Annotated in this window: 14 protein-coding genes; 13 read left to right on the plus strand and 1 reads right to left on the minus strand. The window is 73.1% G+C overall.

The window, feature by feature from the left end; genetic code table 11:
* Positions 1 to 9: 9 nt before the first annotated feature.
* Positions 10 to 426, plus strand: coding sequence for a VOC family protein (locus J7I97_RS28175; RefSeq protein ID WP_214940201.1), 417 nt, complete (start codon positions 10 to 12; stop codon positions 424 to 426).
* Between the two features lie 91 nt (positions 427 to 517).
* Positions 518 to 1462, plus strand: coding sequence for a DMT family transporter (locus tag J7I97_RS28180; protein WP_214940204.1), 945 nt, complete (start codon positions 518 to 520; stop codon positions 1460 to 1462).
* A 90-nt stretch (positions 1463 to 1552) separates the two neighbouring features.
* On the opposite strand, the gene J7I97_RS40030 is transcribed toward J7I97_RS28180, so the two are convergent.
* The gene (locus J7I97_RS40030) at positions 1553 to 2410 is read right to left on the minus strand and encodes a helix-turn-helix transcriptional regulator (RefSeq protein WP_214940207.1); all 858 of its coding nucleotides are present in this window, start codon (positions 2408 to 2410) and stop codon (positions 1553 to 1555) included.
* A gap of 259 nt (positions 2411 to 2669) precedes the next feature.
* On the opposite strand from J7I97_RS40030, the gene J7I97_RS28190 reads away from it, so the two are divergent.
* From J7I97_RS28190 to J7I97_RS28240, 11 genes are all read left to right on the plus strand, one after another.
* On the plus strand, positions 2670 to 2918 hold the full coding sequence (locus J7I97_RS28190) for a hypothetical protein (protein WP_214940209.1): 249 nt from the start codon (positions 2670 to 2672) through the stop codon (positions 2916 to 2918).
* Positions 2919 to 3017: 99 nt separating this feature from the next.
* Positions 3018 to 3836: an alpha/beta fold hydrolase gene (locus J7I97_RS28195; protein WP_308369159.1), complete on the plus strand. Its 819-nt coding sequence runs from the start codon at positions 3018 to 3020 to the stop codon at positions 3834 to 3836.
* A 91-nt stretch (positions 3837 to 3927) separates the two neighbouring features.
* A complete protein-coding gene (locus J7I97_RS28200; protein WP_214940212.1) occupies positions 3928 to 4797 on the plus strand; it encodes an oxaloacetate decarboxylase in 870 nt (289 codons plus the stop codon).
* Positions 4794 to 5765 carry a 3-oxoacyl-ACP synthase gene (locus J7I97_RS28205; RefSeq protein WP_214940215.1) on the plus strand — a complete coding sequence of 324 codons (972 nt, stop codon included), beginning with the start codon at positions 4794 to 4796 and terminating at the stop codon, positions 5763 to 5765. Before J7I97_RS28200 ends, J7I97_RS28205 begins: the two co-directional genes overlap by 4 nt.
* A 1-nt stretch (position 5766) precedes the next feature.
* On the plus strand, positions 5767 to 8034 hold the full coding sequence (locus J7I97_RS28210; protein ID WP_251059242.1) for an iron-containing redox enzyme family protein: 2268 nt from the start codon (positions 5767 to 5769) through the stop codon (positions 8032 to 8034).
* An 11-nt stretch (positions 8035 to 8045) separates the two neighbouring features.
* A complete protein-coding gene (locus J7I97_RS28215; RefSeq protein ID WP_374103571.1) occupies positions 8046 to 9245 on the plus strand; it encodes an acyl-CoA dehydrogenase family protein in 1200 nt (399 codons plus the stop codon).
* Positions 9246 to 9370: 125 nt separating this feature from the next.
* Positions 9371 to 10507 carry a cytochrome P450 gene (locus J7I97_RS40035; protein WP_214940218.1) on the plus strand — a complete coding sequence of 379 codons (1137 nt, stop codon included), beginning with the start codon at positions 9371 to 9373 and terminating at the stop codon, positions 10505 to 10507.
* A 229-nt stretch (positions 10508 to 10736) separates the two neighbouring features.
* Entirely contained in the window at positions 10737 to 11819 is a 1083-nt protein-coding gene (locus tag J7I97_RS28225) for a saccharopine dehydrogenase (protein ID WP_214940221.1), read from the plus strand.
* Positions 11820 to 11853: 34 nt separating this feature from the next.
* On the plus strand, positions 11854 to 13074 hold the full coding sequence (locus tag J7I97_RS28230) for a saccharopine dehydrogenase family protein (protein ID WP_374195521.1): 1221 nt from the start codon (positions 11854 to 11856) through the stop codon (positions 13072 to 13074).
* The gene (locus J7I97_RS28235) at positions 13071 to 14402 is read left to right on the plus strand and encodes an acetyl-CoA carboxylase biotin carboxylase subunit family protein (protein WP_214940224.1); all 1332 of its coding nucleotides are present in this window, start codon (positions 13071 to 13073) and stop codon (positions 14400 to 14402) included. Before J7I97_RS28230 ends, J7I97_RS28235 begins: the two co-directional genes overlap by 4 nt.
* The gene (locus J7I97_RS28240; protein ID WP_214940227.1) at positions 14392 to 15726 is read left to right on the plus strand and encodes an MFS transporter; all 1335 of its coding nucleotides are present in this window, start codon (positions 14392 to 14394) and stop codon (positions 15724 to 15726) included. The genes J7I97_RS28235 and J7I97_RS28240 overlap by 11 nt, the downstream gene beginning before the upstream one ends.
* Positions 15727 to 15759: the final 33 nt, after the last annotated feature.

The following is a 15759-nucleotide window of genomic DNA, read 5'->3' on the forward strand; positions in this document are numbered from 1 at the left end:
GTGAACGGCATGGACATCACCCTTTCCCAGACCTTCATCGCCGTCGACGACCACGACAAGGCGATCGCCTTCTACCGCGATGTGCTCGGCCTTGAGGTGCGCAACGACGTCGGGTTCGAGGGGATGCGCTGGGTGACCGTCGGGGCGCCCTCGCAGCCGGACGTGAACATCGTCCTGGAACCGCCCCTCGCCGACCCGAACGCCTCACAATCCGACAAGCAGACGATGGCGGAGCTGATGGCCAAGGGTCTGCTGCGTGGTGTCATCTTCGCGACGGACGACTGCGACGCCACCTTCGAGCGCATCAGCGCCGCGGGCGGTGAGGTGCTGCAGGAGCCGGTGGACCAGCCCTACGGCGTCCGCGACTGCGCGTTCCGTGACCCCTCCGGCAACATGCTGCGCTTCACCCAGTCCCTCGGGAAGTGAACGCGGGCCCGGAATGGGCGCGAAATGGACGCGTCCGGATCGTGCCGAAGATGATCTAGCCGGTGTCGGCGGGCGTGAGTACCTTGCTCGAATGGACCAAACGGCTGGCGATCCCAGAACCGATCATCGTGCCCTGATAGCCGCTTCCCTCACCGTTGCGCTGTGGGCCTCCGCATTTGTCTCCATTCGCGCCTCAGCTGCCTATTTCGGCCCCGGGGCCCTGGCCCTGGGCAGGCTGCTGACGGCTTCTGTCGCCCTCGGTGTCGTGCTCCTGGTCAAGCGGGTGCCGCCGCCGCCACGCCAGGCCTGGCCCGGCATCCTGGGCTCCGGGGTGCTGTGGTTCGGGCTCTACATGGTGGCGCTGAACTGGGGCGAGCAGGGCGTGGACGCCGGTACCGCGGCCATGGTCGTCAACATCGGCCCGATCGTGATCGCCCTGCTCAGCGGCTGGCTGCTGAAGGAGGGGTTCCCGCCCATGCTGCTGGCGGGGATGGGCGTCTCCTTCGCGGGGGCCGCCGTGGTGGGACTGTCCACCTCGAACGGCGGCTCCTCCTCGGTCACCGGCGTGCTGCTGTGCCTGGTCGCCGCGCTCGCCTACGGGGCGGGGGTGGTCTCGCAGAAGCCCGCGCTCAAGTACGCGAGCCCGATCCAGGTGACGACGTACGGCTGTTTCGTCGGCACGGCGGTCACGCTGCCCTTCGCCTGGCAGCTCGCCGACCAGCTGCCCGAGGCGCCGCTCACCGCCATCCTCAACATGCTCTACCTGGGGCTCTTCCCGACCGCCCTCGCCTTCACCACCTGGACGTACGCGCTGTCGCGGACCACCGCCGGGAAGATGGGGGCGACCACCTACGCGGTGCCCGCCGCCGTGGTGCTGATCGCATGGATCGCCCTCGACGAGGTCCCCGGCTGGCTGACCCTGCTGGGCGGCGCGATCTGCCTGGCCGGTGTCGCCGTCTCCCGCCGGCGCGGCGGCCGCCCCGCGGCGCCGGCCGAGCAGCCGAGTGGCGAGCAGCCGGTGCGCGCCGCGGACTGACGCGGGCTGCCGGGGCCGCCGGGGCGGTTGTGCCGGAGGGCGGCGGGGTGCCTTCCCCGCCGCCCTCCGGCATGTGGTGAGCGGGCGTCCTCAGAGCAGGAACGTGGCCTCGTTGCGGCCCAGGAGATAGCCGAGCTGTAATCGGTTGAGCGCTCCGAGCTCCTGCTTGATGGCCGCGATATGGGCCTGGAGGGAGCGCTCGCTGATGCCGATCCTGCGTGCGATGGCCTTGTCCGAGTAGCCCTCCACCAGCAGCCGGCTGATGGACTCCCGGATCGCCGGGACCACCTCGTCGGCCGCCTTCGCGGCGTGCAGGGGCACGAAGGGAAATTCCTTCGCCCGGTCCCAGGCCTTGTCGAAGGTGTCGCGGAGAAAGCGCACGATGGTGGGCTCGGTAATGGATATCGCGGTGGTCCGGTCCTCGTTCGCGGAAATGAACGCGATATCGTCCACGATGATCAAACGGTCGAAGAATTCCTCCAGCGTGCGTACTTGGGCGCCGTATTCGGTAACCGCGCGGACGTATTCCTTGGTCGCCTCGTCGAAGCGCGTGGTGTGCTGATAGAGCGTCCGCATGGCGATGCCCGCCGCGATGTGGCGGCGTACGGATTCCAGCGCGTCCTTGAGCACCGCGCTCGGCCGCGCCCCGTCGGGCTGCGCGGTGAGGATGTCCCGCCGGACCGATCCCAGGGCCTCGTTGATGGCGGTCGCGATCGTGCCCAGGCCGTGCAGATAGCGGACTCCGGGGCCGACCACCTCCTCATCCGGACCGGCCGCGGCCACCGCGGCGGGGGCGGGGTGCGCGGCCTGCTGTGCGGCTTCCTCGGCCAGCTTGCCGAGGTGCGTTGCGAGTTCCCGCAAGAACGCCTGCGGTTCCCCCGCCGCGGCCGCCGACAGCGCTTCAGGTGCACCGCTCTGTGCGGTTTTGACGTATTTGACTACGTCCACATCCCCACCCCTGTCTGTCCGGTATGTAGATATACGTGCCGATTGAGACCCCGTGGATTCCCGCAATGCGGAAACCGGAGCCATCGTAGGTCTACCTCGCCGTGACCCGGCAGGGGAGATTTGGTCTCACCGAAGGAACGAAGGCCGCGAAGGCGCCCGGCGGACCACTCTCGCCAGGAACCGGAATATCAGCCTCCGATCCTTGGACGACCAAAGGCGAAACGACGCGAGGGGAATGATCAAAATGGGGGAGAACAGCATGGTGACTCGGGAGACCGGCCGGAATTCGGGAATCCGCGGCCGCGTGGGACTCGCGGCGGCGGGCGTCGCCCTCGCCCTGGGCGCCGCGGTCTCCGGACTGGCCATCGGCGCCCTCTCCGACGGCTCCGGCAGCCACCTGCGGCTCGGCGACGTCGGCTGGAACAGCGAGCAGCCCCACGTGGTCGCCGGCGACGTCGGCTGGAACAGCACGCAGCCCGGCCCGGCCGGCGACGTCGGCTGGAACTGACCGGTCCGCCAGCCCGCTCTACCCACTCCCCTCGGCTCCACCCCCCGATCCCGCACTTCCCCGCCGCTCCCGACCGGCAACAGAAATGGCTGATCTCCCGTGGTCTCCTCCCCCTGGTTCCTGTCCAGCGACAGCAACAGCGACAGCAACAGCGACAGCGCCGCCGGCCCTGACCCCGCCGCCCGCGTCTACTGCTTCCCGCACGCCGGCGGGAACCCCCGTACCTTCCTGAACTGGCAGAACGACATGGGCCAGGACGCCCGGATCCTCGCCGTCTGCCCCCCGGGCCGCGGGCACCGCTTCCGTGAACCCGCCGCCACCTCCGTCGCCCAGCTCGCCGACGGCGCCGCGGCCGCCATCGCCGCCACCGCCGACGACCGCCCGTTCCTCCTCTTCGGCCACAGCTTCGGCGCGGCCCTCGCCTTCGAGGTCGCCCGCCGCCTCGACGGCCTGACCGGCTTCACCGACCTGGTCGTCTCGGGCTGTTCGGCCCCCTCCCTGCTGCCGACGCCGCGCGTGGTCGAGGCCGCCCGGCTGGAGGGCCGCCAGTTCACCGAGGCCGTCGGGTTCTTCGGCGGACTGCCCCCCGAGGTCATGGAGGACGAGGTGATGCAGGAGCTCCTCCTGCCCAACCTCAAGGCCGACTTCCGCATGGTCGCCGGCTACGAGTACCGCCCGGCCGGCCCGCTGAGCGTGCCCGTCACCCTGATCAACGGCATCGACGACCCGCACGTCACCAGCGCCTCGCTCGCCCCCTGGGCCCGCGAGTGCCCCGGCGAGCCGGCCCGCCACTGGGTCGACGGCGGCCACTTCTACTTCGAGGGCAGGCCGCACACCGTCACCGGCCTGCTGCGCCCGCTGGCCCGCGCGGCAAGCGGAGTAACCCGTACCGCGGATGAGTACGTTGAGCTGATCTGACCACCGGCCAGCCACCGCGGCCCGCCGCGGCGCACCGCGGCCCGCCGCGGCGCACCGCGGCGCACCGCAGCTCACCCATCGAGGAAACCCCATGAACCACACCGCAGACGAGGCCCAGCACCGCAGGGCCGTCGCCTTCCGGGACCTGCACACAGGTCCCCGCCCCTTCGTCGTCCCCAACCCCTGGGACGCGGGAACCGCCACGCTGCTGGCCGGCTTCGGCTTCGCCGCCCTCGCCACCACCGGCGCCGGCCTCGCCTACAGCCTCGGCCGCCCCGACGGCACCGTCAGCCGCGCCGAGATCCTCGACAACGCCCGCTCGATCGTGGAAGCCACCGGCCTGCCGGTCACGGCCGACCTGGAGAGCGGCTTCGCGGACAAGCCCGCGGACATCGCCGAAACCATCCGGCTCGCCGCCGCGGCGGGACTGGTCGGCGGCTCGATCGAGGACTCCAGCGGACGCGCCGACGACCCGATCCGGCCGCTGGACGAGGCCGTCGAGCGGGTGGCCGCCGCCGTCGAAGCGGCCCGGCGCCTCGACTTCCCCTTCACCCTCACCGCCCGCGCCGAGAACTTCTTCCAGGGCAGGCCCGACCTCGACGACACCATCCGCCGCCTCAAGGCCTACGAGGAGGCCGGCGCCGACGTGCTCTACGCCCCGGCCCTGCCCGACGCCGAGGCGATCCGCGCCGTCTGCTCCGCTGTCGACCGGCCCGTCAACGTCCTGATGGGCGGGGCCCTGAAGCTCTCCGTCACCGAGCTCGGGGCGCTCGGCGTACGCCGCGTCAGCACCGGCTCGGCCCTGTCCCGTGCGGCGCTCGGCGCCCTGACCCGGGCCGCCCGCGAGATCAGCGAACTCGGCACCTTCGGCTTCGGGGCGGACGCCCTCCCGTACGCCGAGGCCAACGGGCTCCTGGCCCCCGCCCCTTCCGCCGACCGAGAGAGCGATCCGGCACCGTGAGCCTTCAGCCTTCCTCCGTACCCGTGCACCTGTCCGCGCCGCGCTACGTACTCGGCGAACAGGAGGCCGACCACACCACCGTCGACAACCTCCTTGAGCGGGCCCGCCAGTTCGGGATGCCGCCCAAGGCCGCGCTGTGGGGCTGGGGGACCGTCCGGCGCACCGCGAAGAGCCTGGAGACCCTGGCCGTGGAGAGCGGCCGGGCCACCCTGGACGCGGCGGGCGCCGACCCCGCCGGCGTCGACTGCCTGATCCTGTGCTCCACCCGCTTCCCCGGCGGCCCCCGCACCCACGGGAACTTCGTGGAGCGCGTCATGTCCGGGATCGGCCTCGGCGAGGGCACCGCCTTCACCGGCCTCACCCTGGGCCGCTGCACCAACCTCCTGGGGGCCATCCGCACGGCCCAGGCGCTCGTCGCCGCCGGAATGCACCGCCGGGTGCTCGTCGTCACCACCGACCGGGTCAGCGACGAGTCCGTGCGCATGGAGAGCTTCGCCCTCTTCAGCGACGGCGCCGCCTCCTGCCTGGTCAGCGCCGAACCGCTCGGCACGCAGGCCTACGAGCTCGTCGCCGGCGCCAGCGCGCAGAACCCCGGGGCCCTCGACTGGTCCAACGAGATCAGCTCCGACCTCGGACGCGCCGTCAACGAGCGGATCCTCGAGGCCGCCGGGATGAAGCTCGGCGACATCCACGGCGTCCTGCACCCCAACCTCTACAAGCCCGTCGTCGTCCTCAAGGAACGCCAGGCCGGCTTCACCAGGGAGCAGCTCTTCCTGGACAACATCCAACGCTTCGGGCACTGCTTCGCCGCCGACCCGCTGATCAACCTCGTGGACCGGGCCGCGGCGGGCGCCGTCAAGCCGAACGGGCACTACCTCCTCGCGTCGAGCGTCCCGGGCGTCCGGGTCGGCGTACTGCTCCGGAAACTGCCGACCGCCGACCAGACCACCACCGAGGGGGAGTACTGAGATGACCGCACCGACCATGGACAGCGCGCGTACCGCCCCGTCGGCCGCCTTCCCGCTGCCCGACCTGACCACCTCGCTGCCCCGCGCCCCCTTCGAGGCCTCCCCGGCCGCCGCCGCCGAGGCCGCGGACACGGCCGCCGCCGAACCCGGCACGCTGTTCCGCCGGCTGCTCGCCGACCAGGAGAGCGAGAGCGCCCTGCTCGCCGCCCGCCGGGTGCTCGCCGCCTTCCTGGCACCCGACGCCGATGACACCGAACCCGAGTTCACCGGCGCGGACGCGATCGCCGGGTACGTCCTGGCCGCCCGCGCCGAACTTGCCGCCGCCCTCACCCCGCTGCGCGAGGCCGAGGACCCCGAGATCCGGGACGCCGTACTGCGCCAGCGCGCCCCCCTCGCCCTGATCGGCGGCTGCTGGCTGGACACCGTCTCGCAGGCCGCGACGCAGCCCGCCGAGATCGTGGGCCGCCTCTTCGGCCAGCACTGGCTGCTCCAGGGCGAGGGCACCGCCGGGCGCGGGACGCTCGCCCGCCGCCGCCGGGCCCTGGCCGAACAGGGCGTGTTCCTCCCCGAGGTCGAGGCCGCCGGCTTCCTCGACGCGGCCGGAGCCCGCCCGCTCACCGCCCTGCACGGCGCCTTCCGGCTGGCCCTGTCGCGGCTGCCCGCCGCGTTCCTCCCCGAGGTCGTCGGCGTCCACTACGCCGCCCACGCCCTGGGCCTCGACGAACTGCTGCTCGGCATCGAGCCCATGCTGGCGGAGGCGGACGTACGGCCCCTGCTGGCCGAGTACCTCGTCCTCACCGGGCAGTCGCCCACCGGTGCCGAGGACCGCCGCCGGCTGCTGGCGGCGATACGGCTCCTGGTGCGCCTGGAGCGCGAGCACACCGGGGCGCTGGCCGAACTCGCGGCCTGGCAGGGCGGGCAGTCGCTGGACGCCAAGGTCGCCGCGATCGTGGCCCGGCACGCCCCGCACGCCGGACGCCAGCACCGCTCGGTCCGCCTCGGCAAGCAGAAGCTCACGGACTGGCTGGACGACGAGAACCTCGACGCGGCCGCCTTCGTCCGGGAGTTCCGCACCTCGCGCCAGATGCAGCCGGCCCGCGACGGCGGCCCCTGCCGCTTCCTGAAGTCCATCAAGTTCGGCGGCCCGATGTTCGGCATCTTCGACGAGCGGGAGGCCGCCGTCTTCGCCGCCTGGGCGCGGTCCATCGCCGCGGGCGAGCCCGCCGGAGCCGATTTCAGCCCCGCCACCGCGGGCGACGAGCCGGCCCGCGCCTGGGCCGGACGGCTCGCCAACGTCGAGCCCGGCGACCTGCTGCTGCGCGAGAGCGACCCGGACCTGGACGACCGGCACCTGTTCCACCGCGTCGTCAACTTCGAGCACTACCCCAACATCCTGCCCACCGCCCGCGCCCGGGCCGAGGCCGGCCTCGCCGACGCCGAGCTGCTGTTCACGCACGGCGCCGGGGGCCTGCTCACCGACGCGGAGTACTTCGACTACACGCCCGAGGCCCTGATGGAGCGGGTCGAGCGGATCTACTGGGACAAGCTCGTGGACCCGTACCAGCCGCTCACCGAGATCCCCGACCGCGACGAGGTGATCTTCGAGCAGTCGACGTACGCGCTGGGCAGCCTCATCGACGGCACCTGGGCCCACCGCATCGGCAACCTCGGCCGCCGCCACCGGCAGAGCGACGACATGCTGTTCTCCATCTACGCCGACGAGATGGGCCGCGGCGACATCGCGAAGAACCACATCACGATCATCCACAAGGTGCTGGCCAGCATGGACATGGACCTGCCGCACATCCGGCAGGAGGCCTTCCTCGACCAGGGCGACCTGCCGGACGGGCTGTACGGGTTCTCCATCCACCAGGTCTGCCTGTCGCTGTTCCCCGACACCCTCTACAACGAGATCCTCGGCTACAACCTGGGCATCGAGATGTTCGGCCTCGGTGCGATGCGGCTGCACGAGATCCAGAAGCTGCGCCGGCACGGCCTCGACATCTCCTACGAGGAGGCCCACCTGTCGATAGACAACTTCTCGGCGGGCCACGCCCGCCAGTCGGCCGAGATCATCGTGTCCTACCTGGACGACGTACGCCGGGCCTCCGGCGAGGAGGCCGTACAGCGCGAGTGGCGCAGGATCTGGCGCGGCTACGCCTCCTTCGCCTACTTCGTCGAGCACGGCCTGGTCAAGCGGGTGCGGGCCGAGGCCGAGACCGCCGAATCCCTCGCCGAATCCCTCACCGACGCCGACCTGGTCATCTGAGGAGGCCCGCAGTGGAACTGACGACGAGTTTCGACCCCGAGATCCTCGATCTCCCCTTCTACGAGGACGCCCACCGCCGCCTCGCCACCTCGGCCGGCGCCTGGTGCGACAGCCAGAGCGTGCTGTGGGAGGAGGTCCGCGCCCTGGACCCCGACACCGCCGGCCGGCGGATCGTACGGACGCTGGGGGAGGCGGGCTGGCTGGCATCGCTGGACCCGGCCGCGGGCCCGCGCGATCTCCCCGGCGACTACCGGGGGCTGTGCCTGCGGCGCGAGGCCCTCGCGTACGCCGAGGACCTGGCGGACTTCGCCTTCTCCATCCAGGCCCTGGCCGCCACACCGCTGCTGCGTTTCGGCAGCGAGGCGCAGCAGCGGCGCTACCTGCCGGGGATGGCGGCGGGCACCCTGATCGGGGCGTTCGCCGTCTCCGAGAAGGAGGCCGGGTCGGACGTGGCCTCGGTCGGGCTGGCCGCGGCCCGGACCGAGGAGGGCGCCTACGTCCTCAACGGCCGCAAGGCGTGGATCGCCAACGGGACCATCGCCGACGTGTTCGTGGTCATCGCCCGCACCGGGGAGGGCCCCGGGCCGCTGGGGCTCTCGGCCTTCCTGGTCCCCGCCGACACCCCCGGGCTGCGGGTGGAGCGGATCGACGCGATCGCCCCGCGCTCCTTCGCCCACCTGGACTTCGAGGACTGCCGGCTGCCCGCCGACGCGGTGCTCGGGCGGCCGGGCAAGGGGTTCGTGATCGCCGTGGACCTGCTGGAGCGGTTCCGGATGACCGTCGGCGCGGCGGCCCTCGGCTTCGCCCGGCGGGCCTTCGACACCGCCCTGGCCCACGCCCGGACCCGGGAGGCGTACGGGGCCACCCTCTTCGACCTCCAGCTGGTCAAGGCCTCCCTGGCGGACATGGAGGTCCAGCTGAACGCCGCCGCGCTGCTGGTGGCGCGCGCCGCCTGGGAGACCGACCGGGGCAGCCGCCGGTTCGCCCGGCACTCCAACATCGCCAAGGTCCACGCGACCGAGGCCGCCCAGGGAGTCGTCGACGCGGCCGTGCAGTTGCTCGGCGCGGCCGGCATCGTCCAGGGCGGCGTCACCGAGCGTCTCTACCGCCAGATCCGCTCGCTGCGCATCTACGAGGGCACCTCCGAGGTGTTGAGGATGGCCATAGCGGGCTCGCTCGACATGCGCCGGGCCGCCCGCGCGGCGGCCTGACCTCATGAGACCTGACTTCATGAGCCCTGACTTCATGAGACCTGACCTCATGAGCCCTGACCTCATGAGCCCTCAGCCCGCGATCCCGTGACCCGTAGGACCGTACGACCAGCAAGGAGCCAGCAGTGACCACCACCGCGAACCCGATCGAGGCAGTACGGCTGCCGGACCCCTACCCCGTCTACGCGCGCCTGGTGGCCGAGGATCCCTTCGCCTACGACGAGGCGCTGCGGGCCTGGGTGGCCGCCGACGCGGCCGCGGTGCGCAAGGTACTGGGCAGCGGCGCGCTGCGGGTGCGTCCGCCGGCCGAGCCGGTGCCGGCCGGCATCACCGGGACGGCGGCCGGGGAGGTCTTCGGGGAGCTGGTCCGGATGACCGACGGCGATCTGCAGCGCCGGCTCAAGGTGGTGGTGGTCGACGCCCTGGGCCGCGCGGACATGGTCCGGGCCGCCGGGCTGGCCGCCGGATTCACCCGCGAAGTCCTCGCGGCGGGCGGCCGGATCCCGTACGAGGAGCTGATGTTCGGGGTTCCGGCGCGGGTGGTCGCGGCGCTGTCCGGCCTGACGGACGGCGCGGACGTGGAGGCGGCCCGGGCCATCGGGGACTTCGTCCAGTGCATCCCGGCCTCGGCGACGGCCGAGCAGCAGCGCGCCGCCGCCGTGGCGGCCGGCCGGCTGCGGGAGCTGCTGCGGCCCGGCTTCCGGGCGGGCGGTACCGGCCTGTTGGGCGAGCTGGTCCAGGCGGCCGACCGGGCGTCGTGGCCGCACATGGCGCCGCTGCTCTCCAACGCGGTCGGGTTCCTCTCCCAGACCTACGACGCCACCGCGGGCCTGATCGGCAACACCCTGGTCGCCCTGGCCCGGGGGGCCGCCGTGCCGGGGACCGCGCAGGCGGCCGAGGCGCTGGTCCGCGAGGTGGTCCGGCACGACGCCCCGATCCAGAACACCCGGCGCTTCGCCGCCGAGCCGTTCGCCCACGCCGGCTCCAAGGTGGAACCCGGCCAGCAGGTGCTGGTCGTGCTCGCCGCCGCCAACCGCGACCCGGCCGTCAACCAGGAGCCGCACTTCCTGCGCCCCGGCCGGGTGAATCCCGTCGTGTTCACCTTCGGCGGCGGGGCCCACCAGTGCCCGGGCGGGAACCTCGCCGTCACCCTCGCCACCGCGGTCGTCACCGAACTCCTCGCGGCAGGCTTGACCCCCGCCGAGCTGCCCGCTGACCCCGCCTACCGACCGCTGGCCAACGCCCGGATCCCGCTGATCTAGTGCCGTGGCCGGAAGGGTTTGCCGGGGCCGCGGCGTCCGGTGCGGTGCANNGCCTGGGGGCACCTCCCAGCGATAGCTGGGGGAGCGCCGCGCCCCGGTGAACCTTGCCGGTCACCGCACTAGCCACCCCTCCCGCCCGCAGGCCTTCGCCGTACCACCGAACACCCCGCCAACGCGTAAGGGCCGGGTGCCACCCACCCGCATGTCGCCAGACAGGACAAAACATCTCATGCCGGACACCCCGCACCTCTGGATGCGACACGAGTCCCGCCCCACCGAACGCCGCGCCCCACTCACCCCCGGGGACGCCGGACACCTCGTCAGCCAGGGCGTACGCATCACCGTCGAGGAGTCGGACCAGCGCGTCTTCCCGCTGGCCGACTACGCCGCCGCCGGCTGTGCGACCGCGCCCACCGCGAGCTGGGCCGGACAGGCGCCCACCGACGCCTACGTCCTCGGCCTCAAGGAACTCCCGGACGGCCCGGACGCCCCCGCCCTGCGCCACCGCCACATCTACTTCGGGCACGCCTACAAGGGCCAGGCCGGCGCCACCGAGCTGCTCGCCCGGTTCACCGCCGGGGGCGGGGCCCTGCTCGACATGGAGTACCTCACCGACGACGCCGGCCGGCGCGTCGCCGCCTTCGGCTACTGGGCCGGCTACATCGGCGCGGCCCTCGCCGTCCTGCACCGCCGAGGCCGCCTGACCACCCCGCTGGCCCCCATGGACCGCCCGGCCCTGGACGCCCTGCTCGGCTCCGGCGCGGCCGGCGACACCACCGCCGCCCTCGTCATCGGCGCCCTCGGCCGCAGCGGCCGCGGTGCTTGCGACGCCCTCACACGGGCCGGGCTCACCCCGACCCGCTGGGACGTGGCCGAGACCCGCGAGATCGACCGGGCCGCCCTCCTCGGACACGACCTCCTCGTCAACACCGTCCTCACCGTCCGCCCGGTCCCGCCGTTCCTCACCCACGCCGACCTCGACGAACCCGGCCGCCGGCTCTCCGTCGTCTCGGACGTCACCTGCGACGTCACCTCCGAGTGCAACGTCCTGCCGGTCTACGAGGAGACCACCACCTGGGAGAGCCCGGTGAGCCGGCTCCGCGAGGGCGGGCCCGGTCAGAACCCCGCGGACCTGATCGCCATCGACAACCTGCCCTCCCTCCTCCCGGCCGAGGCCAGCACAGCGTTCTCCGCCGAACTCACCCCGCACCTCGCCCGCCTGACGGACACCGACCCGGTCTGGGCCCGTGCCCTGCGCCTGTTCGAGGCAGCGGCCGCCGACACCGCCCAGGAGGCCTCCCTTGTCCGCTGACCCGTCCGCCATAGCTGCCGCCACCGCGCCCGCCATAGCTGCCGCCACCGCGCCCGCCATCCCGCCCGCCGCCGCGTCCGGCACCGTCCACTGGATAGGCACCGGCCTCTCCACCGGCCGCTCCGGCCTGGGCCTCGTCTGCGAGCGCGCCCGCCGCGTCGTCCTGTGGGACCGCACCGCCGAGCGCGCCGCCGACCGCCTCGCCGCCCTCGGCCTGGCCGGCCGCGCCGAGGTCCGCGCCCTGACCCCGCAGGCCCTGGCCGCCGAGGTCGGCGCGGGCGACGTGCTCGTCTCCATGCTCCCGGCCGCCGAGCACGCCCCGCTGCTGCGCCTCGCCATCGACCGCCGGGCCCACTTCGCCTGCACCAGCTACGTCTCGCCGGAGCTCGCCGCGCTGGCCGACGAAGCGGGCGCGAAGGCCCGTACCGTCGTCCTCACCGAGGCCGGACTCGACCCGGGCATCGACCACCTGATGGCCCACGACGTGGTCGCGCGGGGCCGCCAGGCCCTGGGCGAGACACCGGCCACCGCCGTGTTCACCTCCTACTGCGGCGGCGTCCCCGCGGTCCCGAACGAGTTCCGCTACCGCTTCAGCTGGGCCCCGTACGGGGTCCTCGCCGCCCTCGGCTCCCCGGCCCGCTACATCGAAGGCGGCGCCGAACTCACCGCCGCCCGCCCCTGGGAGGCCACCCGTACGCAGACCCTCGCCGGGGAGGACTTCGAGGTCTACCCCAACCGCGACAGCCTGCCCTTCACCGCCCAGTACGGCATACCGGACCACTGGCGCCTGGACACCTTCGTCCGCGGCACACTGCGCAACGCCGGCTGGCGCACCGCCTGGAAGCAGGTCTTCGAGACCGTCTCCGCCGGGGACACCGAAGCCGTCCGCGCGCTGGCCGCCGAACTCGCCGCCCGCCACCCCACCACCGCCGACGACCGCGACCGCGTCGTCCTCTCCGTCGCCCTGGAACTGCGCACCGACGACGGCGCGTACTGGCGCGGCTCCCACCTCCTCGACCTGACCGGCGATCCGGCGGAGTCCGCGATGGCCCGCTGCGTCTCCCTCCCGCTCGCCTACGGCGTGACCCGCATCCTCGACGGCGCCCTGCCCGCAGGCCTCGGCCGGGCCGCCGAATCCCCCGAAGAGACCGGCCGCTGGCTCACCTTCCTCGGCGCCCACGGCCTGCGCGGAACCTACGCCGACAGCAACCGCGACGACACGTCCTCCCCCACCTCTTCAGGAGAACCGGCATGACGCTCGAATCCCCGCCCGAAGCCTTCATCCTCACCGGCGCCTTCTGGGTCGTCTGCCGCAACCCCCGCTACCTGGAGGAACTCTCCGCCCGTGGCCTGAAGATCCTCCTGATCACCCCCGAGAGCTACCGCGAGGCCGCCCAGAGCGCCCGCAAGGACCCCGACCACCCGGCGTCCCTGATCGACGAGATCGCCTACGTGGACGGCTCCCTCGACCAGGAGGGCTCCTTCACCCCCGGGTTCGTCGCCCAGGCCCGCGGCTGGCGCGGCAAATACACCGTGCGCGGCGCCTACGCGGTCGGCGAGACCCTCGTGGAGCAGACGGGCCTGCTGTGCGACGCGCTGGGCCTGCGCGGACCCGGCCTGCGCGCGACCCGGGTCTGCCGCAGCAAGTACCTCCAGCGCTGGTACCTCGAGGAGTTCAGCCCGGCCACCCTGGTGGTGCCGCCCGGCGGCCGCGAGGACGCCGACCTGGCGGTCCTGGCCTACCCGGTCGTCGCCAAGCCGGCCACCCGGCATTCCAGTTCCGGCGTGGTCGCCGTCGAGGACGAGGCCGCCCTGCGCGAGCTGCTGCTCGGCTACCCCGACCACGAGACGCTGCTGATCGAGCAGAAGGTCACCGGCCAGGAGTACTCGGTCGAATCCCTGGTGCAGCACGGCGAGCCGGTCTTCACCTCGGTGACCCGCAAGGAGACCACCGAGTCCGGCGCCCAGACCTTCGTGGAGCTCGCCCACTCGGTGCCCAACGCCTCCACCGAGGCCAACGGGGCCCTGCTGGCCGCCAACCGCCGGATGCTCGACGCGCTCGGCTTCCGCGACGGCATCGCGCACGCCGAGTGGCGCATCGGCGCCGACGGCCGCCCGTACCTGATGGAGGTCGCGGCCCGCACCCCCGGCGACGGCCTGCTCGCCCTCTACCACCTGGCCACCGGAGCGCCCATGGAGCCGGAGATCGTCCGCATCGCGCTGGGCGAGACCGCCTCCTACCCGGCCCCGCGCCGCTACACCCGCCAGGTCTACCTGGAGCACGAGGCGGGCCCCCTCGGGGACGTCACCCTCGACTGGCCGGGCGTGGCCCCGGTGTGGGTCGGTGACGGCGGGATGTGGCCGCAGACCCTCCCCGGCGCTGCCGAGGACCCGGGCGCCCTGCGCGCACTGCTCGTACTCAAGGAGGCCGGGGCCCCGCTCCAGCCGCTCACCAGCTCGGACGACCGGGCGGTGACCTTCCTCATCGACGCCCCGACTCCGGCCGAGCTGAACGCGCTGGAGCAGCGGGTCCGGGCGGCCGTTACCCTCACCACCGATCCGGCGGCCGGCGATGAGCACTGACACCAGGCCGGCCGCGGCCGAGACCGAGGCCGACAACGCCGCCACCGCCGACAACGCCACCGCCGCCACCGATGCCGCACCGCGGGAACGGGCCGCCGTCTGGGCCACGTTCAAGGAGGCCCCGCTGGCGGTGAAGACCGTACTGGCCGGCGTACTCGTCAACCGGCTCAGCGGCTTCCTGCACGTCTTCCTCGTCCTCTTCCTGACCGACGCGGGCCACTCCAAAGGCCACACCGTCATCGCGCTCGGCGTGTACGGCGCCGGCGCCGTCGCCGGATCGCTGGTCGGCGGCACCCTCGCCGACCGGCTCGGCATCCGCCACGCCACCGTGCTCTCCATGAGCAGCACGGCGGTGCTGACCGCCGCCCTGCTCTACCTGCCGGACTTCACCCTGCTGCTCGGTGCGATCGCCCTGGTCAGCCTCGGCGCCCAGCTGTTCCGGCCGGCGTCGGCGACCCTGCTCGCCGACCAGACCGACGGCGACCGGCAGATCATGATCTTCGCGATGTACCGCTTCGGCCTCAACGTCGGGGCGACGGCCGCCCCACTGCTCGGCTACGCGCTCTACAACGCCGGCGGACACGAGTACACCCTGCTGTTCTGGGGCGAGGCCGCGATCGCCCTGCTGTACGCGCTGGTGGCGCGGGCCACCCTGCCGGCCAAGGCGCGGCGGCAACCCGCCGCTGCGGTCGCCGCTGCGGTCGCCGACGCCACGGCCCCCGCCACGCCGGGCGGCTACGGCGCGGTCCTGCGCGACCGCCGCTACCTCCTCTACCTGGCCGCCGCCTTCTTCCACTCCGCGGTCTACATGCAGTACCTGTCCACCCTCCCGCTGTACATGAAGGACGCCCAGATGGCGCTCTTCTGGTACACCTTCGCGGTCGCGCTCAACGGCTTCATCGTCATCGCCTTCGAGCTGCTGGTCACCAAGCTCTCCCAGCAGTGGCCCCTGAAGATCACGGTCGGCCTGGGCTTCGCCCTCGTCGGCGCCGGAGTCGCCTGCTACGGGCTCCCCATCGGCCCGGCCGCCGTCGTCATCGGCACGCTCGTCTGGTCCCTGGGCGAGATCCTCGGCGGTCCCGCGGTGTTCGCGTACCCGGCGAGCGCCGGCCCGGAGCACCTGCGCTCCCGCTACATCGGCAGCTTCCAGTTCATGTTCGGCCTGGGCTCGGCCCTCGGACCGATGGCCGGGACCTGGCTCTTCCTCCAGTTCGGGTCCCTGGTCTGGCCGCTGGTCGGGGCCTGCTCGCTGCTCGCCACCCTGTTCGGCCTGATCGCCGTACGCCCCCGCCCGGCCGCACCCGAACCCGTCACCGCGGCCTGACCACCCCCACCCCATCCCATCCTCACCCGTTCC

Source organism: Streptomyces sp. ISL-87 (assembly GCF_018614095.1).
Lineage (GTDB): Bacteria > Actinomycetota > Actinomycetes > Streptomycetales > Streptomycetaceae > Streptomyces.